The 21417-nt window shown below is 71.6% G+C and carries 18 protein-coding genes; 12 read left to right on the top strand and 6 right to left on the bottom strand.

Annotated features, from left to right (window positions below; all coding sequences use genetic code 11):
• Positions 1–7 precede the first annotated feature (7 nt).
• The 3 genes from MM440_RS15225 to MM440_RS15215 are packed head-to-tail and all read left to right on the top strand — an operon-like array spanning position 8 to position 3387.
• A complete protein-coding gene (locus MM440_RS15225; RefSeq protein WP_241445482.1) occupies positions 8–1867 on the top strand; it encodes a Na+/H+ antiporter in 1860 nt (619 codons plus the stop codon).
• 6 nt (positions 1868–1873) lie between these two features.
• On the top strand, positions 1874–2704 hold the full coding sequence (locus tag MM440_RS15220; RefSeq protein WP_241445473.1) for an alpha/beta fold hydrolase: 831 nt from the start codon (positions 1874–1876) through the stop codon (positions 2702–2704).
• Positions 2701–3387: a Maf family protein gene (locus tag MM440_RS15215; RefSeq protein WP_241445466.1), complete on the top strand. Its 687-nt coding sequence runs from the start codon at positions 2701–2703 to the stop codon at positions 3385–3387. Before MM440_RS15220 ends, MM440_RS15215 begins: the two co-directional genes overlap by 4 nt.
• A gap of 46 nt (positions 3388–3433) precedes the next feature.
• On the opposite strand, the gene MM440_RS15210 is transcribed toward MM440_RS15215, so the two are convergent.
• On the bottom strand, positions 3434–4984 hold the full coding sequence (locus MM440_RS15210) for an acyl-CoA carboxylase subunit beta (protein ID WP_241445456.1): 1551 nt from the start codon (positions 4982–4984) through the stop codon (positions 3434–3436).
• 29 nt (positions 4985–5013) lie between these two features.
• Complete coding sequence (locus MM440_RS15205; protein WP_241445860.1) at positions 5014–6207, bottom strand: acyl-CoA dehydrogenase family protein; 1194 nt, start codon at positions 6205–6207, stop codon at positions 5014–5016.
• Positions 6208–6325: 118 nt separating this feature from the next.
• Between MM440_RS15205 and MM440_RS15200 the strand changes: the two genes are divergently transcribed.
• On the top strand, positions 6326–6769 hold the full coding sequence (locus MM440_RS15200; protein ID WP_241445454.1) for a MerR family transcriptional regulator: 444 nt from the start codon (positions 6326–6328) through the stop codon (positions 6767–6769).
• Positions 6770–6817: 48 nt separating this feature from the next.
• On the opposite strand, the gene MM440_RS15195 is transcribed toward MM440_RS15200, so the two are convergent.
• On the bottom strand, positions 6818–8197 hold the full coding sequence (locus MM440_RS15195; protein ID WP_241445446.1) for a UTP--glucose-1-phosphate uridylyltransferase: 1380 nt from the start codon (positions 8195–8197) through the stop codon (positions 6818–6820).
• A 179-nt stretch (positions 8198–8376) separates the two neighbouring features.
• On the opposite strand from MM440_RS15195, the gene MM440_RS15190 reads away from it, so the two are divergent.
• Positions 8377–9498, top strand: coding sequence for a vWA domain-containing protein (locus tag MM440_RS15190; protein ID WP_241445445.1), 1122 nt, complete (start codon positions 8377–8379; stop codon positions 9496–9498).
• On the opposite strand, the gene MM440_RS15185 is transcribed toward MM440_RS15190, so the two are convergent.
• Positions 9495–10331, bottom strand: coding sequence for an aldo/keto reductase (locus tag MM440_RS15185; RefSeq protein ID WP_241445443.1), 837 nt, complete (start codon positions 10329–10331; stop codon positions 9495–9497). The genes MM440_RS15190 and MM440_RS15185 overlap by 4 nt on opposite strands.
• Positions 10332–10416: 85 nt before the next feature.
• Between MM440_RS15185 and MM440_RS15180 the strand changes: the two genes are divergently transcribed.
• Complete coding sequence (locus MM440_RS15180; protein ID WP_241445441.1) at positions 10417–12219, top strand: acetyl/propionyl/methylcrotonyl-CoA carboxylase subunit alpha; 1803 nt, start codon at positions 10417–10419, stop codon at positions 12217–12219.
• A gap of 645 nt (positions 12220–12864) precedes the next feature.
• On the opposite strand, the gene MM440_RS15175 is transcribed toward MM440_RS15180, so the two are convergent.
• The gene (locus MM440_RS15175; RefSeq protein WP_241445440.1) at positions 12865–14298 is read right to left on the bottom strand and encodes an NAD(P)H-quinone dehydrogenase; all 1434 of its coding nucleotides are present in this window, start codon (positions 14296–14298) and stop codon (positions 12865–12867) included.
• Positions 14299–14325: 27 nt separating this feature from the next.
• Complete coding sequence (locus MM440_RS15170) at positions 14326–14703, bottom strand: phosphomannose isomerase type II C-terminal cupin domain (protein WP_241445438.1); 378 nt, start codon at positions 14701–14703, stop codon at positions 14326–14328.
• 182 nt (positions 14704–14885) lie between these two features.
• On the opposite strand from MM440_RS15170, the gene MM440_RS15165 reads away from it, so the two are divergent.
• From MM440_RS15165 to MM440_RS15140, 6 genes are all read left to right on the top strand, one after another.
• Complete coding sequence (locus MM440_RS15165) at positions 14886–15743, top strand: purine-nucleoside phosphorylase (protein ID WP_241445436.1); 858 nt, start codon at positions 14886–14888, stop codon at positions 15741–15743.
• A gap of 71 nt (positions 15744–15814) precedes the next feature.
• Positions 15815–17590, top strand: coding sequence for a phospho-sugar mutase (locus MM440_RS15160; RefSeq protein WP_241445858.1), 1776 nt, complete (start codon positions 15815–15817; stop codon positions 17588–17590).
• Positions 17587–18195, top strand: coding sequence for a uridine kinase family protein (locus tag MM440_RS15155; RefSeq protein WP_241445434.1), 609 nt, complete (start codon positions 17587–17589; stop codon positions 18193–18195). The genes MM440_RS15160 and MM440_RS15155 overlap by 4 nt, the downstream gene beginning before the upstream one ends.
• Before the next feature lie 57 nt (positions 18196–18252).
• Positions 18253–19473 (top strand): DUF7847 domain-containing protein, encoded by a 1221-nt coding sequence (locus MM440_RS15150; RefSeq protein WP_241445425.1) that lies wholly within the window; start codon positions 18253–18255, stop codon positions 19471–19473.
• An 11-nt stretch (positions 19474–19484) separates the two neighbouring features.
• Positions 19485–20180 (top strand): DUF4129 domain-containing protein, encoded by a 696-nt coding sequence (locus tag MM440_RS15145; protein ID WP_241445422.1) that lies wholly within the window; start codon positions 19485–19487, stop codon positions 20178–20180.
• Positions 20177–21417 (top strand): DUF4350 domain-containing protein (locus MM440_RS15140; protein WP_241445420.1); only part of this gene is annotated, 1241 nt, incomplete at its 3' end. The genes MM440_RS15145 and MM440_RS15140, both read left to right, overlap by 4 nt.

The raw sequence follows: 21417 nt of genomic DNA, 5'->3' as shown, positions 1-21417 counted from the left end.
TCGCGGCGTGGAGCTGCTCATCACCCTCGTCCTGCTGGCCCTCACGGTGCTGGCGGTGGCGGCCGTGGCCCGGCGCTACTCGGCGTCGGCCCCGCTGCTGCTGCTCGTCGTCGGTCTGATCGGCTCCTACCTGCCGTTCGTGCACCAGCCGGGGCTGGCCCCCGAGCTGGTGCTGATCGGGATCCTGCCGCCGCTGCTCTACGCCTCGGCCCGGGCCACCTCGCTGATCGACTTCCGGGAGAACGCCTCCGCGATCGGCTGGCTGTCCATCGGGCTGGTGCTGTTCACCGCGCTCGGCGTAGCCCTGCTGCTCACCGCCCTGCTGCCCATCCCGTTCGCGGCTGCGTTCGCCATCGGGGCGGTGGTCGCCCCGCCGGACGCCGTGGCCGCCACCGCCGTGGCCCGACAGATCGGTCTACCGCGACGGGTCGTGACCATCCTCGAGGGCGAGTCGCTCGTCAACGACGCGACGGCGCTGGTGAGCCTGCGGACCGCGACCGTCGCCCTCGGGGCGGCCGTCACCGTCGGCGGAGTCCTGTGGGACTTCGTGAAGGCCGTCGTCATCGCCATCGCGGTGGGCTTCGTCGTCGCCAAGCTCGTCGCCCTGGTCCAGAAGCGCACCACCGACACGATCACCCTGGTCAGCCTGTCGTTCGTCGTGCCGTTCCTCGCCTACGCGCCGGCCGAGGAGCTGCACGCGTCGGGGGTGCTCGCCGTGGTCGTCGCGGGCCTGCTGCTCGGCCACAAGGCGCCGATGGTGCAGACCGCGGCGAGCCGGGTGTCGGAGCGCACCAACTGGGCCACGGTCCAGTTCCTCCTCGAGAACACCGTCTTCCTGCTCATCGGCCTGCAGGCCAGCACGATCGTGGAGAACGCCCTCACCAGCGACCTCGGCGCGACCCGGGTCGTGCTGGCCGCGCTCGCCGTACTGGTGGCCGTGGTGGTCCTGCGCGTCGTCTGGGTGATGGCCACCCGGGCCCTGGTGCGGGTGCGCCGCCACCCCGAGGACGCCAGGCCGTGGCGCGAGTCCGTCATCATCTCCTGGGCCGGTATGCGCGGCGTGGTCACGCTGGCAGCCGCCCTCACGCTCACGGCCGACGTGCCCTACCGCGACGTGCTGGTGTTCATCGCCCTCGTCGTCACGGCCGGCACCCTCCTCCTGCTCGGGCTCACCCTGCCCTGGCTGGCCCGCCGGCTCGACGTCCACGGACCCGACCCGCGTGAGGACGCCCTGCAGATGGCCACGCTGATGCAGCGCACGACCGCGGCCGGCATGGCCGAGCTGGACCACCTCACCGAGCCGGGCGACCCGGTCGCCGAGCGCATCCGCGACGAGGCCGAGCGGCGCACCAACGCGATCTGGGAGAGCCTCGGGCGCCCGTCCTTCGAGGTCGACACCCCGTCCGACACCTATCGCCGGCTCCGGCTCGCCACCTTGGCCGCCGAGCGCGAAGAGCTGCTGAAGGTGCGCTCCGAGGGCTGGACCGACGCCGAGGTGTTCGACGCGGCGCTCGCCAGCCTGGACGTCGAGGAGTCGATGATCAGCCGCCTCGACCAGCGCGCCCGCGCCGTCCGCGGCGAGATGCTCACCCCGTCGATCCCCGACAGCCCGTGCGAGCACCTCGCCGAGGCGCCCGTCATGGTGGAGCCCACCAGCCACGACGGGTGCCTCGAGTGCAAGGCCGAGGGGCTCACCCCCGTCCACCTGCGGCTCTGCCTCACCTGCGGCAACGTCGGGTGCTGCGACTCCTCGGTCGGCAAGCACGCGAGCAAGCACTACGAGACGGCCCACCACCCGGTGATGCGCTCGATCGAGCCGGGTGAGCACTGGCGCTGGTGCTTCGTGGACGACCTGCTCGGGAGCTGAGCACCCTTGTCCCCCAACGCCGTCCGGCTCGTGCTCGTGCACGGCACCCGGATGAGCGCACGCTTCTGGGACGCCTACCCGGCGCTGCTCGCCGACCGGCTCGCCGGCGTAGAGCTCGTCACCCCCGACCTGCCCGGTCACGGCTCCCGGGTGGCCGAGACGTTCACCTGGCAGGGTGCGCTGGAGACGGTGTCGGCGGCCGTGTCGGGAGGGCCGGCAGGGTCGACGGGGTCGGAAGACTCGGGAGAGTCTGCTGAGTCGGCTGGGTCGGCTGAGTCGGCTGAGTCGGCTGAGTCGGAGCGGGTGGACGTGCTGGTGGGCCACAGCCTGGGTGGCTACGTCGCGCTGGACTGGGCCGCGCACCACCCCGGCCGGCTAGCTGGACTTGCCCTGCTCGGGGCCAGCGCCGACCCACGCAGCCGGCTCGCAGTCGTCTACCGGGGGTTCGCAGGGCTGTCGACCCGGGTGGACCACGAGCGGCTGGCGCGGGCGGTCAACCGCGTGCTGGTGCGCATCGCGCCCGACCTCGACGTGGCGGCCGTGGTCGGCGGCGGCGGGGCCTACGCAGCACTGCCGTCCGCCTGGGCGGCGGTGATGGCCCGGTGCGGCCCGGAGCTGCTGCGCGACGTCGACGCCCCCGTGCTGCTCGTCAACGGCCAGCTCGACCAGCTGGGCCTGCACGCCAAGGAATTCGCGGCTGCGGCGCACGCGGGAGCGACGACGGTGACCGTCCCGCGCGCCACGCACTTCGCGCCGGTGACGCACCCCGAGGCCGTGGCGGACGCGCTGGCGAGCTTCGTCTCCGGGCTGGCCCCGGGGCTAGGGTTGAGGCCATGAAGCAGATCCCGCTCGTCCTCGCGTCGGCGTCCTCCGCGCGGTTGAAGACGTTGCGCGGCGCCGGGATCGCCCCCGTCGTCTGCGTGTCCGAGGTGGACGAGGACGGCGCCGTCGCACAGGCCAGCGCTGCGCTGCCCGAGGGTGCGGACCCGCTGACGCCCAGCGACGTCGCGCTGCTGCTCGCCCGCGCCAAGTGCGAGGACGTCGCGTCCCGCCTGTCCTGGGGGCTCGGCCACCAGGACGTCCCCGACGAGTCGCTGGTGCTCGGGTGCGACTCGGTGCTCGAGATCGACGGGGTCGCCTACGGCAAGCCGGGCACTCCCGAGGCCGCCCGGGACCGGTGGGAGCTGATGCGTGGGCGCTCCGGGGTGCTGCACACCGGGCACTGGTTGATCGACAACCGCGACCTGGACCGCAAGGGCACCGGCGGCTCGATCGGTGCCGTCGGATCTACCGTCGTGCACTTCGCGGACCTGTCCGACCGCGAGATACGTGCCTACATCAAGACCGGCGAACCGCTCGGCGTCGCAGGCGCTTTCACCGTCGACGGCTTCGGCGGCCCGTTCGTCACGGCGATCGAGGGGGACTACCACAACGTCGTCGGCGTCTCGTTGCCGCTGCTGCGCGACCTGCTCGGTCAGCTCGACATCGGCTGGTTCTCCGTGCAGCGGCTGATCTCCTGACCCGAGCGCACCAACCGCGGTCTGCACCCCTCGAGACGGCCGGTCGTCAGACGGGTGAGATGCCGTGCCGCTTCGTGGCGAAGTGGCGGTCGCGGCCGGCGGCGTAGGCGAGCCGGCGCACGAGGTCTGCCCGCAGGTCCTCGGGGTCGACGATGTCGTCGATGACGAGGTCGGCGGCGAGGCGCTCGAGGTCGACGTCCTCGAGGTACTCCTCGCGCCGCGTGCGGACGAACTCCTCGCGCTCGGCGGGGTCCTCGATGGCGGCGATCTTGTTGGCGTAGACCGCGTTGACCGCGGCCTCGGGCCCCATCACGGCGATCCGCGCCGTCGGGAGCGCGATCGTGGCGTCGGGGGCGAAACCGGGCCCGCCCATCGCGTAGAGCCCTGCGCCGTAAGCCTTTCGGACGACGACGCAGATCTGCGGGACGGTCGCCATCGACACGGCGTAAACCATCTTGGCGCCGTGCCGGATGATGCCGCCACGCTCGACCTCCGAGCCGATCATGAAGCCGGGCACGTCGGCGAGGTAGACGATCGGGATGGAGTAGGCGTCGCACATCGTGATGAATCGCGTTGCCTTGTCGGCGGAGTCGCTGAACAGGACGCCACCCTTGACGGCCGAGTTGTTGGCGACGAAGCCGACCGTCCGGCCCTCCATCCGCCCGAGACCCACGATCAGCTCGGCGGCGAAGTCGGGCTTGACCTCGAAGAACTGCTCGTCGTCGACGAGCCGGTCGATGACGTCGTGCATGTCGAACGGCACCGACTCGACCTCGGGCACGTGCTCGGCCGTGAGCGGCTCGATCGGCGCCTCGGGGTCGAAGACGGGCAGCTCGCCGCGCCAGCTCTGCGGCAGGTAGGAGAAGTAGAGCCGGGCCAGCTCGATCGCCTCGGCGTCGTCGGCGGCGAGCAGGTCGCCCACGCCGGAGACGGTGCAGTGCATCCGCGCGCCACCGAGCTCCTCGAGGGTGACCTTCTCCCCCACGACCATCTCGGCCATCCGGGGGCTCCCGAGATACATCGACGCGTTGCCGTCGACCATGATCACGAGGTCGGTGAAGCTGGGGATGTAGGCACCGCCGGCCGCGGACGGCCCGAAGAGACAACAGATCTGGGGCACCTTGCCGGACAGCGCGACCTGGTTGTGGAAGATGCGCCCGGCGCCGCGCCGCCCGGGGAACATCTCGACCTGGTCGGTGATGCGCGCACCGGCCGAGTCGACGAACCAGAAGACGGGCAGCTCCTCGCGCAGCGCCGTCTCGGTGGCACGCACGATCTTCTCGACCGTTCGCGCACCCCACGAACCCGCTTTGACCGTCGGGTCGTTCGCAACCACGATGACCGGCCGGCCGTCGACGGTGCCCCGCCCGGTGACCACCCCGTCAGCCGGCAGCCCGTCCGCCAGGGCGTTGGCGTAGCGTCCGTCCTCGACGAACGACCCGTCGTCGACCAGCAACGAGATCCGCTCTCGCACATAGAGCTTGCCCTGCTTGGCGAGCTTGGCTGCGGCCTGCTCGGTCGGCGCTGCGGACGCGTCGTGCGCGGCCTGGAGCCGAGCACGCACCTGCGCGACCTTGGGGTCGGAAGCCTGCGTCATCTCTACCGGGTCCTTTCTGCGGACGGCCGTCAGGCGGCGGGGAGCCCGAGACCGCGGGCGATGAGCATGCGCTGCACCTCCGAGGTGCCCTCACCGATCTCCAGGATCTTGCAGTCGCGGTAGAACCGCGCGACGGGGTACTCCTCCATGAAGCCGTTGCCGCCGAGAACCTGCGTGGCGACCCGGGTGGAGGTCACCGCCGCCTCCGACGCGTAGAGCTTGGCGATCGACGCGGCCTGCTTGACCTCCTTGGCCGTGCGGCGACCGGCGTCCATCTCGTCCTTGAGCCAGGCGGCCTTGTAGGTGAGCAGCCGGGCGGTCTCGGCCATGACGGCGAGGTCGGCGACCTGGAAGGAGATGCCCTGGTTGACCGCGATCGGCCGCCCGAAGGCGAGGCGGGTCGAGGAGTAGGCGACGCACTCCTCGAGCATCCGCTGGATGCAGCCGACGGCGAGCGCGGCGATGGCGATGCGTCCGTCGTCGAGGGTCGCGAGGAACTGCTTGAAGCCGTGCCCGCGCTTCCCCAGCAGGTTGGCCTCGGGGACGCGGACGCCCTCGAAGGACAGGCCGTGGGTGTCGGAGATGTTCCACCCGAGCTTGTGGTAGGGCGGCGCGACGGTGAATCCCGGTGTGCCAGAAGGGATCATAATGGTGCTGATCTCGGGCTTGACGTCCTCGGTCTCGCCGGTGCGCGCCGTGACGGTGACCAGCGACGTGATGTTCGTGCCCGAGTTGGTGATGAACGACTTGGCGCCGTCGACGACCCACTCGCCGTCCTCGAGGCGAGCGCGGGTCTTGGTGGCCCCGGCGTCGGAGCCGGCGTCCGGCTCGGTCAGGCCGAAGCCCGCGAGGGTGCGGCCGGCGGCGAGGTCGGGCAGCCAGCGCTCCTTCTGCTCCTGCGTGCCGTAGGTGAGGATCGGGTTGATGCCGAGTCCCACCCCGGCCTCCAGGGTGATGCCGATGGACTGGTCCACCCGGCCGAGCTCCTCGATGGCGAGGCAGAGGTAGGTGAACTCGCCACCCTCGCCGCTCGCGTCCTTGTGGCCGCCGAGCTCCTCGGGGACGACCAGGCCGAACAGGCCCAGCTCACCGAGCTTCGGGATCAGGTCCGCCGGGAAGTGGTGCTCACGGTCCCACTCGGCGACGTGCGGGGCGATCTCGGCCTCGGCGAACTCGCGCACGGTGCGGCGGAAGTCCTCGTGGTCACGGGTGAGCTCGAACATGGGGCGGGTCCCTTCGGCAGCGACGGTGGTGGCCGGGTCGTCGCCGCGGAGGGGTGGGTGCGGCGACGTGTGCGGGGCATTCTTGACGTTGACGTAAACGTAAAGCATCCTGGTCGGCATGACAAGCCCGCAGACCACCACGGCACAGGACGAGTGGTCCATCGCCGAGGTCGCCGACGACTTCGGCGTGACCCACCGGACCCTGCGGCACTACGAGTCGCTGGGCCTGCTCTCCCCCGAGCGGCGCGGCACGGTGCGCGTCTTCCGCCGCCGCGACCGCACCCGGCTGCAGCTCATCCTGCGCGGCAAGCGGCTCGGCTTCCCGCTCGAGGAGATCCGTACGATCGTCGACCTCTACGATGACGTCCACGGCCAGCGCGCCCAGCTGGAGTACGTCCTCGGTCAGATCGGTGACCGGCGGGCGGACCTGGAGCAGCGCCTCCTGGACGTCCAGGAGGCGCTGCGCGAGCTCGGCGAGTTCGAGGCGCGCTGCCGCGCCGAGCTGGCCTCCGACACTGCAGGGCAGACCTCGCGGCGGTCGGCGAGAAGCGTCAGCCCGTAGCCACTCCCGCGAGCTCGCGGCGGCGACCCCGAGCCGCCCCGGTCCGGTCTACGACAGGACGGCGCCGTCCTCGACGAAGGTGGGGGTCTGCGCCTCGATCAGGACGTCGCCGGTGCACACGACCCGCTCGCCGAAGGTGACGTCGCCGATGACCTTGAGACTGTTACAGGCGGTGAGGCTGGGCGCCCCCTGCGGGAAGCGCTCGTCGAACTGCGCCAGCACCTTGTAGTGGTCGCCGTCCAGGTCGACGAAGGGCTCGTCACCGGAGCGCGAGGCGACCAGCCGGCCGGCCAGGTCGAGCTCGTAGAAGTCCGAGCGCAGCACCAGCAGGTCGTTGGTCGTCTTGACCGGCTTGAACCGATCGCGTTCCACGACAACGGCATCCGCGCCCTCGAAGACCTCGATGCCGGTGCCCATGCCCGTCTCGATCTGGATGACCTTGGTCGACTTCTTGTCGGCCGGGTCGACGGTCTTGTGGTTGACGATCATCGGTAGACCCATCACCCCACCGTTGGCGTCGAGGATCTCGGCCAGCGCGTCGAGGTCGATCCACAGGTTGTTGGTGTTGAACAGCGTGTGCTTGGAGATGTCCTGGAACTGGTCCTCCTCGCCCTCGACAACCATCGCGGTGTCACGCAGGACGAGGCGTCCGTCGGCCTTGCGGCGAGCGATGTGACCGCCCTTGCGGTCCGAGCGGGTGCGCCGGCACACCTCCATCCCGAAGGGCACCCCGGACGCCGCCATCCAGGCCGCGACCCGGGCGTCTGGGACGGCACCGAGGTTGTCGGAGTTGGAGATGAAGGCGTACTTCAGGCCCTTGTCGCGCATCGCCTTGAGGACGCCGGACGCCTGCATCGCCACGAACAGGTCACCGTGGCCCGGCGGGCACCACTCGAGGTCGGGGTTGGCGGCCCACTCGACCGGCTCCAGCGCGTCGGCCGTGAGCTTGGGCTCGGCGTTCTGCAGGAAGTCCAGGTCGAGGCCGTCCACCGCGAGGTCGGGGTACTTCGCGAGGATCTGTAGCGACTCGTCGCGGGTGCGGAAGGAGTGCATCAGGACGAGCGGGAGCTCTACGGAGTACTGCTCGCGGATGGCGAGCACCTGCTTGGCGATGACGTCGAGGAAGGTCAGCCCCTCCATGACCGGCAGCGCCGCCTTGGGACCGGTGATGCCCATGGACGTGCCCAGGCCGCCGTTGAGCTTGATGACGACGGTCTTGGCGATCGCGTCCTTCAGCTGCTCGTCGGAGAAGTGCAGGTCGGCGAGCGCGTCGAGGCCCTCGACCGGCTCGATCTCGTCCTCCGCGATGGTCCCCTGGTAGCCCTCCTCGAGGAGGCGGTAGTAGTGGGTGAAGGCGTTGATGGACTCCTCGGCCTGACCGGCCGCTCGCATCTTGTCGACGGACTGCTGAAGACCTTGCGCGCTCATGGCGCCAGTTTATGGGTAGCCCGCGGTGGCGGTGGCGGTTGCAGATGGGTTGCGGGTCGGTCACGAGTGGAGCGCACCGCGTCACTCATGTCCCTTCTGTCCCAGTTGCATGCGACTCTGACGTAGACCGTCCACCTCGCCGCCTCGCTCCCTTGCCCTCGCCTACGTCGGAGGATCCGATGCCCAGCCGCCCGCTCGCCGCCACCGTCGCCGTCACCGGCCTGGTGCTGCTGAGCGGCTGCGCCGACCCGTTCGGCGCGGGCGACCCGGCCACGACGGCCACTCCGGCGGCGCTCCCGACCCTCACCGCGACGGCGCGGCCCACCGTCACGCAGACCGTCGTCCCCACCGTCACCCGGACCGTGACGGCCGCACCCGTCACGCCCGGCCCGCTGGCCAGCGCGGTGGTGCCCGGCGCGGACGGTGGCGCGCAGAACCCCACCGGCCAGGCCACCACCCAGCAGGGCACCGACCAGCAGGGCTCCAACCAGCAGGTGGCGACCGGGCCGGCCCGCGTGCTGCTGCTCCTCGACGACTCCGGATCGATGGCCGAGCCGGCAGGCAGCGGCGAGACCAAAATGCAGGCGGCACGCACCGCGCTGACGCGGATCATCGACGAGACGGCCGACGACGCGCAGGTGGGCCTGCGGGTCTACGGCTCGACGATCAAGGTCAAGGGACCGCCGACGGCAGCCGCCTGCCGCGACAGCCGGCTCGTGCACCCGGTCGGCCCGCTGGACCGCCCCACGCTGAAGCGCCTGGTGAATTCCTTTACGCCCCATGGGGACACGCCGATCGGCTACGCACTGCGGCAGGCCGCCGACGACCTCGGGTCGGGCGGCCGGCGCACGGTCATCCTCGTCTCGGACGGCAAGGAGTCGTGCTACGAGGACCCGTGCGACGCCGTCAAGGCGCTCGAGGACCGCGGCATCGGCGTCACGATCCACACGGTCGGCCTGGCGGTCGACTCGGCCGCGCGAAGCCAGCTGCAGTGCATCGCGTCGGCCTCCAACGGCACCTACCAGGACGCCTCGACCAGCTGGGAGCTGACCCGGACGCTGCAGTCCGTCCTGGCCGCCGCCCGGGCCGGCTCGAACCCCAGCGGCACCAGCGGCGCTACGGGCACGACCGGGACCACGGGGTCTACGGGCACGACGGACTCGACCGTGACGACCGGCGGGACGCGCACTGCTGACGTCAGCAGCACGGCGGCGAGCGGCCGACCCACGGCCGGCGCGCTCGTGACCGCCGTCCTGCTGATCATCCTGTTCTTCTGGCTCAAGCCGTCCGGTCGGGACTAGCGCGCACCCTCGTTGAACGTGTCGGGGTCCGGGCCAGTCCGCATGCCCCGGTCCAGCGCCGCGATCGCGGCCATCTCCTCGCCGGACAGCTCGAAGTCGAACAGGTCCAGGTTGGAGCGGATCCGCTCGGGCGTGACCGACTTCGGCAGCACGACGTCGCCGAGCTGGACGTGCCAGCGCAGGATCACCTGGGCGGGCGTGACGTCGTGCGCCTCGGCGATCTCGGAGATCGTCTCGTCGTCCATGACGTCCTTGCCGGAGGCCAGCGGGCTCCAGTCCTCGGTGACGATGCCGTGCTCCTCGTTGAACGCCCGGAGCTCGTCCTGCTGCAGGTAGGGGTGCAGCTCGATCTGGTTGATCGCCGGCGCGACCCCCGTCTCGTCGATGAGCCGCTGCAGGTGCGCGGGCTGGAAGTTGCAGACGCCGACCGACAGCGCCTTGCCGGACTCCTTGAGCTCGAGCATGGCCTTCCAGGTGTCGACGTACCGGTCGGCCTCGGGGCACGGCCAGTGGATGAGGTAGAGGTCCACGTGGTCCAGCCCCAGCTTGGCGAGGGAGGTGTCCAGCGCCTTGCGGGTCGAGTCGTAGCCCTGGTCGGAGTTCCACACCTTCGTGGTGACGAAGAGCTCGTCGCGAGGGACGTTGGTGACCTTGAGGGCTCGGCCGACGCCCTCTTCGTTGCCGTAGATCGCGGCGGTGTCGATGTGGCGGTAGCCGACCTCCAGCGCTACGTGGACCGCCTCGGCGACCTCGTCGTCCGGCACCTGCCAGACACCGAAGCCCACCTGGGGGATGCTGTGGCCGTCATTGAGGAAGATGCGAGGCACGCTCATGTCTCCCCACCCTAGCCCGGGATGTGACGAAGATCCGTCTCTTGCCGACGGGTGGGCGTGCTCGGTCCGTACTAGAGTCCGGGCCATGGCGTCCATCTCCAAGGTTCTGATCGCAAACCGCGGCGAGATCGCGGTCCGCGTCGCTCGTGCGTGCACCGACAGCGGCATCGCGTCCGTCGCCGTCTATGCCGACCCCGACCGCGACGCGCTGCACGTCCGGGTGGCCGACGAGGCCTACGCCCTCGACGGCAGCACCTCGGCCGAGACCTACCTCGTGCAGGACAAGATCCTCGACATCGCGAAGCGGTCGGGCGCGGACGCCGTCCACCCGGGCTACGGATTCCTCGCCGAGAACGCCAGTTTCGCGCAGGCCGTGATCGACGCCGGGCTGATCTGGATCGGCCCCTCCCCCGAGGCGATCGACGCCCTCGGCGACAAGGTCAAGGCACGCCACATCGCCACCCGCGCCAACGCCCCGCTGGTGCCCGGCACCAAGGACCCGGTCGAGGGTCCCGACGAGGTCGTCGCGTTCGCGAAGGAGCACGGGCTGCCGGTCGCCATCAAGGCGGCCTACGGCGGCGGCGGGCGTGGCCTCAAGGTCGCCCGCACCATCGAGGAGATCCCGGACCTGTTCGACTCCGCGGTCCGCGAGGCGGTCAGCGCGTTCGGCCGCGGCGAGTGCTTCGTCGAGCGCTTCCTCGACAAGCCGCGCCACGTCGAGACCCAGTGCCTCGCCGACCAGCACGGCAACGTCGTGGTCGTCTCGACCCGAGACTGCTCGCTGCAGCGGCGCAACCAGAAGCTCGTCGAGGAGGCCCCCGCGCCCTTCCTCAGCGACGAGCAGCACGCCGAGCTCGTCCGCGCGTCCAAGGCCATCCTCAAGGAGGCCGGCTACCACGGCGCCGGGACCTGCGAGTTCCTCGTCGCCCAGGACGGCACCATCTCCTTCCTCGAGGTCAACACCCGCCTCCAGGTGGAGCACCCGGTCACCGAGGAGGTCACCGGCATCGACCTGGTCCGCGAGATGTTCCGCATCGCCGAGGGCCAGGAGCTCGGTTACGACGACCCCGAGCCGCACGCCCACTCCTTCGAGTTCCGCCTCAACGGCGAGGACGCCGGCCGCAACTTCCTGCCGGCCCCCGGCACAGTCGCCGTCTTCAACCCGCCGTCGGGCCCCGGCGTGCGCGTCGACTCCGGCGTCGTGACCGGGGACGTCATCGGCGGCAACTTCGACTCGATGCTCGCCAAGCTGATCGTCACCGGCCGCACCCGCCAGCAGGCGCTCGAGCGGTCCCGCCGCGCGCTCGCGGAGTTCGAGATCGACGGCATGCCGACCGTGCTGCCCTTCCACCGCAAGGTCGTGAGCGACGTCGCGTTCGCCCCCGAGGACCCGGCCGAGCCGTTCCGCATCCACACCCGGTGGATCGAGACCGAGTTCGACAACGACATCCCGCCCTACGCCGGCGGCTCCGAGGGTGCTGAGGGCGCCGAGGAGTCCGGTCCGCGCCAGACCGTCGTGGTCGAGGTGGGCGGCAAGCGCCTCGAGGTCTCACTGCCCGGTGACCTGTCGCTGGGTGGCGGCGGTGCTGGTGGTGCTGGTGGTGCGGCCAAGAAGAAGGCCCCCCGCCGCGCCGGTGGCGGCTCGCGTGGCGGCGCGGCCGCGTCCGGCGACCACCTCACCGCGCCGATGCAGGGCACCATCGTCAAGATCGCCGTCGAGGAGGGCCAGCAGGTCGAGGCCGGCGAGCTCGTGCTCGTCCTCGAGGCCATGAAGATGGAGCAGCCCATCAACGCCCACAAGGCCGGCGTGATCACCTCCATCGCCGCCAACGTCGGCGAGACCGTCTCCAACGGCGCCGTCCTGGTCGAGATCAAGGACGCCGAGTAGCCCTTCTCGGTTGCTTTCAGGTCGCTTCCGCGGGTCGTGGGTGACGCGTGTCGTGGGTGACGCGTGTCGTGGGTGACGCGCCTGCGTCGGGCGTGAGATGGCACTTGGTCACCGAGACGGCACTTCGTCACGCCAAGCGCGCCGACACGGCACTTCGCCACCGAAACGCGCGCTGTCACAGCCGTTTCAGTGGCCAACTACCATGTCGAGGCGCGGGGCGTTCCTAACCGCCGTCTCGGTCACCTACCGCCGTGTCGGCGCGGGCGCCGGGCGCTAACCGCCGTCTCGGTCACCAACCGCCGTGTCGGCGCGGTGCCGCGCGTGGCTAACCGCCGTCTCGGTCGCTAACCGCCATGTCAGCACGGGCGTCGGGCTCGGTCAGGCTTCCTAGCTGCCCACCCACGCAGCCAACGCCGACGCGGGCGCAGAGGCCACGGTCTACCCCTGCTTGAGATGGCACGTGGCCACCGAGACGGCACTTCGTCACGCCAAGCACGCCGACGCGGCACTTCGGCACCGAGATGCGCGCTGTCACAGCCGTTTCGGTGGCTAACCACCATGTCGAGGCCCTGCGCGTGGCTAACCGCCGTCTCGGTCACCAACCGACGTCTCGGCGCGGGCGCCGGGCAGCGGCCGGCGAGCAGCCTAGACCTCGCTGGAGGGGTGGAGACGGCGGGCGGCCTCCGCGATGGTGCCGGTGATCGACGGGTAGACCGTGAACGTGTGCGCCACCTGGTCGACGGTGAGGCGGTTGGTGACGGCGAGGGCTACCGGGAAGATCAGCTCGGAGGCCTTGGGCGCCACGATGACACCGCCGACGACGACGCCCGAGGCCGAGGCGGCAAAGAGCTTGATGAAGCCATCGGTGACGCGGTCCATCTTGGCGCGGGGGTTGGTGCCGAGGGGCATGGTGATGGTGGCGCAGTCGAGGTTCTTGTCCTCGATCTCGCGCTGGGAGACGCCGACGGTGGCGATCTCGGGATCGGTGAAGATCGTGGCCGAGACGCCGTGCAGGTTGATCGGCGCGACGGCGTCGCCGAGCGCGTGCCACATCGCGGTGCGGCCCTGCATGGCGGCGACCGACGCGAGCGGGAGCGCTCCGGTGCAGTCCCCCGCGGCGTAGACCCCCCGCGCCGTCGTGCGCGAGACGCGGTCGACCTCGATGTGTCCGGAGCGTGCGAGGGCTACCCCAGCCTCCTCGAGCCCGAGCCCGTCGGTCTGCGGGACGGAGCCGACGGCCATGATGCAGTGCGAGCCCTCGACGGTGCGGCCGTCGTCGAGGGTGACGACGACCCCGTCGCCGCGGCGCTCCACGGCGGAGGCGCGCGAGCGGGAGAGCACGGTCATGCCGCGTCGCTGGAACACGTCCTCGATGACCTTGGCGGCGTCCTGGTCCTCACCGGGCAGCACGTGCTCGCGCGAGGAGATGAGGGTGACGTCGGAGCCGAGCGCGAGGTAGCCGTGCGCCAGCTCGGCGCCGGTGACACCGGAGCCGACGACGATGAGCCGCTCGGGGACCTCGGGCAGGTCCCAGATCTGCTTCCACGTGAGGATGCGCTCGCCGTCGGGCATCGCGGTGGGCAGCACCCGGGGGGTGGCGCCGGTGCAGACGAGCACGACGTCGGCGGTCAGCCGCTCCGGGTCGCCGCCGTCGGCCGGGGTGGCCTCGACCTCGAGCGGCCCGACGAGCCGGCCGACGCCACGCAGGATCCGGACGCCCTCGCTCTCGAGGCGCGCCTGGATGTCGGCGCTCTGGGCGGACGCCAGGTCGAGGATGCGCCGGTTGATGATCGGCAGGTCGGCGACGGCGACGTCGTCGACCTCGGGGTCGGAGGTGTGACCGGAGACGGGGTCCTCGAGGTGCACGCCGAGGGCGCGCGTGTCGTCCAGGCGCGTCATGAACGACGCCGTGGAGATCAGGGCCTTGCTCGGGACGCAGTCGGTGAGCACCGACGAGCCGCCGAGGCCGTCGCGGTCGACGACCGTGACGGAGGCGCCGAGCTGGGCGGCGACGAGGGCGGCTTCGTAGCCACCGGGGCCACCACCGAGGATGACGACGGACGAGGTGCGTTCGATCACGGCTCTATCCAACCATCATCGGGCCGCTCAGGCCTCGGGGTCGGCCCGCGCGTAGTCGTCCTCGAGTCGCTCGATGTCGGCCTCGTCGAAGGGCCCGAACGCGACCTCCATCACCCGGCAGGGGGTCGACAGGGTGTTGCTGAGGCGGTGCAGCGTGTGGTCGGGCACCCAGACCTGCTCGCCGGGCATGGCGTCCCACTCCTGGTCGCCGACCTCCACCCGCATCGCGTGGTCGAGGACGATCCACAGCTCCCCACGGTTCTCGTGGCGCTGCAGCGACAGGCGGCGTCCGGGAAGGACCGTGATGATCTTGACCGTCACGCGCTCGTTGTGGACGAACTGCTCGAACTGGCCCCACGGACGCTCGGCGACGAAGACCCGAGTGCGGGGGTCGTCCAGGGGCATGGTGCTACGTCCTTGCTTCGGCAGCGGGAGGCTGGTGGGTCTGCTGGCTTGCGCAGGGTAGCCCGTCGCCGGGCCACCCACTGTGACCAGCGCAACTCTAGCTGCGTCTCGTGCGGCGTCGAGCCTCGTGGGAGCCCTGCCTGCGCCCACGCCCGGGACCCCCGCGCCGTAGGCTGACCCCCATGAGCACGAACGCGCCTGCCCTGGACCTCAGCGACCCCGCCACCGATCCGTTCGCGGTGGCCCAGGCCGCGGCCGCGGTGATCGCGGACCGCACCGGGGTGGACCGGCACGACGTAGCCCTCGTGCTCGGCTCGGGCTGGGGCGGCGCGGCCGACCTGATCGGCGAGACGAAGGCCACGATCGACAACACCGACGTGCCGGGTTTCGCGAAGGCGGCCGTCGCCGGGCACTCGGGCGTCATGCGCTCGGTCGAGATCGGTGACACCGGTCGCCGGGCGCTGGTCTTCGGGACCCGCACCCACTTCTACGAGGGACGCGGTGTGCGCGCGGTGGTGCACGGCGTGCGCACCGCGGCGGACGCCGGCTGCAGCTCGATCGTGCTCACCAACGGCTGCGGCGGGCTCAACCCCGCGTGGGGCCCGGGCACCCCGGTGCTCATCCGCGACCACATCAACCTCACCGCGACCTCGCCCCTCGAGGGCGCGACCTTCGTGGACCTCACCGACCTCTACTCCCCTCGCCTGCGCGAGATCGCCAAGACGGTAGACCCCGGGCTCGACGAAGGGGTCTACGTCCAGTTCCGCGGGCCGCACTACGAGACGCCGGCGGAGGTGCAGATGGCGATGACCATCGGGGGTGACCTCGTGGGCATGTCCACCACCTTGGAGGCGATCGCCGCCCGCCACGTCGGCCTCGAGGTGCTCGGGGTGTCCCTGGTCACCAACCTCGCCGCGGGCATCTCCGACCAGCCGCTGTCGCACGAGGAGGTCCTGGACGCCGGTCGCGAGGCCGCGTCGCGCTGCGGCCTGCTGCTGGCCCAGGTGGTGCGCACGATCGCCGAGGGGGACGACCAGTGAGCGGCGAGTCGACCGCAGCCGGCGGGCCCACCGAGGCCGGCAGGCCGACCGAGGCCGGCGAGGCCGGCGAGCTGGTCGAACTGGCGACGCGTTGGCTCGACGACGACCCCGACCCCGACACCCGTAGCGAGCTCGCGCCCGTCATCGCCGCCGCGCAGAGTGGCGACGAGGCGGCCGCGGTGGACCTGGCGGACCGGTTCGCCGGGATGCTCGAGTTCGGCACCGCCGGGCTGCGCGGTGCCATCGGTGCCGGACCCAACCGGATGAACCGCGCCGTCGTCATCCGCGCCGCGGCCGGCCTCACCGCCTGGCTGAAGGACGAGGGCGGCGAGCCCGAGCCGGTCGTCGTCATCGGCTTCGACGCGCGACACAAGTCCGACGAATTCGCCCGTGACACAGCGGCGGTCGTCGTCGCGGCCGGTGGCCGGGCCATGGTGCTCCCCCGCCCGCTCCCTACGCCCGTGCTGGCTTTTGCGATCCGCTACCTCGGCGCGCACGCCGGCGTGATGGTCACCGCGAGCCACAACCCGCCGCAGGACAACGGCTACAAGGTCTACCTCGGCGACGGCTCGCAGATCGTGCCCCCGGTCGACGCCGAGATCGCCGCGCACATCGCGGCGGTCCCCTCGGTCGCGTCCGTCCCGCGGGTGGAGGACGGCTGGGAAACCCTGGGCGACGAGATCGAGCAGGCCTACGTCGACGCGGCTGCTTCGGTAGTCCGTCCCGACGCGCCTCGCGCGGTATCCGTCGTGCACACCTCGCTGCACGGCGTCGGGTCCGCCACCGTCGAGAAGGCTTTTGCCGCAGCGGGATTCCCCGCGCCGCACGAGGTGTCCAGCCAGCAGGCGCCCGACCCCGACTTCCCCAGCGTGGCCTTCCCCAACCCCGAGGAGCCGGGCGCGATCGACGCCGCGCTCGCCCTCGCCGGTTCGGTCCGCCCCGACGTGGTGCTCGCCAACGACCCCGACGCCGACCGGTGCGCCGCGGCCGTCGACGACCACGGCACCTGGCGGATGCTGCGCGGCGACGAGCTCGGGGCGCTGCTCGGTCAGCACGTGATCGACCGGCTGGCTGCTGGTGGTGGTGCTGCTGGTCGTGCTGATGCAACTGCTGGCGTCGACGGGGTCGGCGCGGGTGGGCTGGGCGGCGACGGCGCGGTGTTCGCGAACTCGATCGTCTCGTCGCGGCTGCTCGCCGCGATGGCCCGTGACGCCGGCATCGCCCACGCCGAGACGCTGACCGGCTTCAAGTGGATCGCGAGGGTCCCGGGCCTGACCTACGGCTATGAGGAGGCGATCGGCTACTGCGTCGACCCGCAGCACGTCCAGGACAAGGACGGCATCAGCGCTGCGCTGCTGCTCACCGAGATGACCGCCATCCTGCGCGGTCAGGGACGCACGCTGCTGGACGTCCTCGACGACCTCGCTCGCCGGCACGGGGTCTACGCCACCGATGCGTTCTCGGTGCGGGTCGACGACCTCGCGATCATCGGGCAGATCATGGCGCGGCTGCGGGCCAACCCGCCGAGCACCGTTGCCGGGCACCAGGTCTCGCGTGCCGACGACCTGACGGTCGGCTCGCCCGACCTGCCACCGACCGAGGGGCTGCGCTACTACCTCGACGACGACAGCCGGGTCATCGTCCGCCCGAGCGGCACCGAGCCCAAGCTCAAGGTCTATCTCGAGGTGATCGAGCCGGCGGCCGGTGGTGCGGCTGCGGGTGGTGGTGCGGGTGGTGGTGCCGGTGCAGCTGGTGCGGGCGACGACGGGCTGCCCGAGGCGCGCCGGCGTGCCGCCGAACGACTCGCCGCGCTCGTCGACGCGTTCCGCGCGCTCACGGCCCCGTGAGGGGTGCGGCGGCGCGGGTCGTCGTGGTCTGCGGGCCGAGCGGCGCCGGCAAGTCGCGGCTGTGCGAGCGGCTCACCCAGCGGCACGGCTGGCCGATCGTGCGGCTCGACGACTTCTATCTCGACGGCGACGACCCCCGCCTGCCGATCGGCCAGCTGGGCATCCCCGACTGGGACGACCCGGCCAGCTGGGACCTCGTCGGCGCCGTAGCCGTCCTCGCGGAGCTGGTGCACACCGGCAGCGCCCGCCTCCCGGTCTACGACATCAGTGCGTCGCGGCGCGTCGGTGAGCACGAGCTGCAGGCTCGACCCACGGACTACGTGCTGGCGGAGGGGATCTTCGCGGCGGAGGCGATCGCCGTGCTGCGCCAGGAGGGCCTGCTCGCCGACGCGTGGTGCGTGTGCCGCGACCCGCGACTGACCTTCTGGTTGCGGCTGGCCCGCGACCTGCGCGAGCACCGCAAGCCACCGCTGACGCTGTGGCGGCGCGGGCTGCTGCTCAAGCGCCAGGAACCCGAGGTGATCGCCCGGCAGCGGCGACTCGGGGCGACCCCGCTCACGCCGCGACGGGCCGAGTCGCGCGCGGAGGCGCTGGCCCGGCGCTGATAGCGTCTCCACAGACGGGGGTAGTGATCGTCACGCCCCGACTCGACAGGGGTGGACATGAGCGACTCGGGTTGGCAGGCACCGGGGCAGGGGCGCGAGCCCAGCGATCCCACGGCACCCGTGCCGGAGCCGGACCAGCAGCCTTCGCCGCAGCCCACCCAGCCGCCGCCCGCACCGCCGCTGCCCGGTTACCAGCAGCCGGGTTACGCGCAGGGTTACCAGCAGCCGGGTTATCAGCAGGGCGGCTACCAGCAGCCGGGCTACCAGCAGCCCGGCTACCAGCAGGGCTACCCGTCGTGGCAGGCGTTCAAGCCGGGCATCGTGCCGATCCGGCCGCTCTCGCTCGGTGACATCCTCGACGGCGCCATCAAGCTGTTGCGCTTCAACCCCGCCTCGACCATCGGGCTGGCGCTCGTCGTGCAGTTGGTCGCCCTGGTGATCTCGCTGCCGCTGCTCGGGCTCTTCGCGTCGGGGGTGGACTGGTCGATCTTCTCCACCACCAACGCCGACGCCGTCCCCGACACCCGCTCGGTGCTCTCCCTCGGCGGTGGGCTGGCCGCGGCGATGCTGCCGTTCGGGTTGTCCGGCATCGTCCTCACCGCGTTGCTCACACACGTGGCGAGCGAGGCCGTGCTCGGTCGCAAGCCCACCATCGGCGAGACGTGGCGGGCCGCCCGCAGCCGCATCCTGCCGAGCGTCGGGGCCTCGATCCTCACCAGCATCGTGTGGCTCGTCCTGGTGCTGGGCCTCGGCGGCGTGGCGCTGTGGGCGCTGATCAGCAGCTCGAACTCCTTCGAGACGGCGCCGAGCGGCCTCGCCGTCCTGGTCACCGTGCTCGTGGCCATCGCGCTGGTCGTCATCGCCGTGTGGCTCTACACCCGCTGGATGTTCCTCTCCCCCGTCATCGTGCTTGAGCGCTCGCCGGTGCTGCAGGCCTTCCGGCGGTCGTGGCGCCTGGTGTCGGGCTCGTTCTGGCGCATCTTCGGCATCCTCGTGGTCAGCGGCCTGATCACGTCGGTGGCCTCGAGCGTGCTCAGCTTCCCGCTGCAGCTCATCGGTGGGGTCGCCGCGCCGCTGATGATCGACCCCAACAACCAGACGATGGCCTTCGTGTTCAGCATGATCAGCAGCCTCCTCTCCCAGGTGCTCGCCACCGCGATCGTGTCGCCGTTCGCGGCGGCGGTCGTCTGCCTGCTCTACCTCGACCAGCGGATGCGCAAGGAAGGCTTCGACATCACCCTCCTGCAGAGCCTCGGGCAGAGCCAGCCGCAACGGTGATGCTGGTCCAGGTGCTCGAGCCCGGTCCCGACGAGGCCAGATCGTGGCTCGCCGAGGAGCTCGCCAAGCCCGAGTATCACTCTGGCCCAGGCCTGCTCGAACGCCTGTGGAACTGGCTGCAGGAGGCGCTGGCCGGTGGCGAGGGCGGGTCGCCGCTCCTCGGCTGGGTGGTGCTGGCCCTCCTCGTGCTCGTCCTGGCCGCCGGCGCCTGGCGCTACCTGCGGACGGCTCGGCGGGATCCGTTGTCGGCCAAGGACGCTCGCGCCACTGATCTGGTAGACCCTCGCCTCACCTCCGCCGACTATCGCGCGCTCGCGACGGACCACCTCGCGCACGGTCGGCTGGACTCGGCGCTGGTCGATGCCTTCCGCGCGATCGTGTCCGACCTGGACCGTCGGGCCGTCCTCGGCGACGTGCCGGGCCGCACGGTGACCGAGATCGCTGCCGTCGCGGGCCGCACCTTCCCCGACGAGCGCGACGAGATCGCTGACGCCGCACGGTGGTTCGACTGCGCGGCCTACGGTCATCGCTCCAGCGCCGAGGAGCGCAGCAGCCGGGATCAGGTCGTCGCCGTGCTCGACCTGGGCGAGCGGCTCGCCGCGGCCAGGCCGGTGCACGCCGACGGCACGGGCGGTGCTCACGCCGCGGCGGGCCACCTGGACCACCAGGACAACCCGGGCCACCCGACGACGAGGGTGACCCGATGAGCAGCACGCGGGTGCCTCCAGCCGGTGTCGACACCGCACGCGCGCACGGCGCTGCGGGCCCGAGCGACACGGCACGACCGAGCGGTGCCGCGCGCCCCGTCGAGCGCGGCCTCGGCGGCAAGATCCGGTCCGCGCTGCTGTGGGCCGCGGTCGTCGTGGCAGCGGTCGCGGTGCTCGCGGTGACGACCTGGCCCCGTGGCAACCAGACCCCGCTCGACCCCGACAACGCCGGGCGGCTCGGCACCAAGGCGCTGGTGGAGGTGTTGCGCGCCAAGGGGATCCGCGTGGACGTCGTGCGAACCCAGGCCGAGCTGAGGGCCATCACGCAGTCCGTGGGTGCGTCGGCGTCGGCGTCGGCGTCGGCGGATGCCTCGGATGCCTCGACGGCCTCGACGGCCTCGACGGCCTCGACGGCCTCGACGGCCTCGGCGGCCTCGACCGACGCTGACCGACGCGGCGCGACGCTGGTCGTGTCGGACAGCAGCGAGGTCTACAGCGACGCCATGACGACCATCGCGTCGGTGCGGGACAGCTATGCGCGGCTGGTGCTGGCCGGCCTGCCCGCCGCCGCGGTGGACGAGGCGACCGGGCTCCCGGTGCAGGAGGGCGACTACGCGGGGTTCGACGACCGGTCGAGCGGCTCGGGCTCCGGGGGCTCCGGGTCGGCATCGACGTTCGCCACCTGTGCGGACCCCCGGTTCGACCAGGTGACGACGATCACCACCGGGCCGGGCAGCTACATCTTCAGGGCGAACGCGTTCGGCGAACAGAGCGAGCTCGGCTGGCAGAGCTGCTTCCCCGTGAGCGGTGGGTACGGCCTGCTGAGCACGCAAGGCACGAAGGACTCCGTTGCGGTGGACGTCCTCGGCGCCACTCGGCCGCTCACCAACCAGAGCACCACCTCCGACACCAACGCGGCGTTCGCGCTGCGGCTGCTCTCGGACAACCCGCGGGTCGTGTGGTTCGTCCCGAGCGACGACGGCGGTGCGGAGGCGGGCGCGCCCGTCGAGCGCGACGCCGACCCGCTCGCGGTGCTGCCGGTGTGGTTCACGCCGCTGGTCTATCTGCTCGGGATCGCGGTGCTCGCCACCATGCTGTGGCGGGGGCGCCGCCTCGGCCGACTGGTCGTCGAGCCGCTGCCCGTCGTGGTGCGGGCGATCGAGACCACCCGCAGCCGCGGCCGGCTCTACGCGAAGTCGCGCGAGCGCAGCCATGCCCTTCGCAGCCCTGCAGGAGG

This window comes from Arsenicicoccus piscis (genome assembly GCF_022568835.1).
Lineage (GTDB): Bacteria > Actinomycetota > Actinomycetes > Actinomycetales > Dermatophilaceae > Arsenicicoccus > Arsenicicoccus piscis.
The sequence above is the reverse complement of the archived record's forward strand: the minus strand, read 5'-3'. Positions and strand labels throughout refer to the sequence as shown.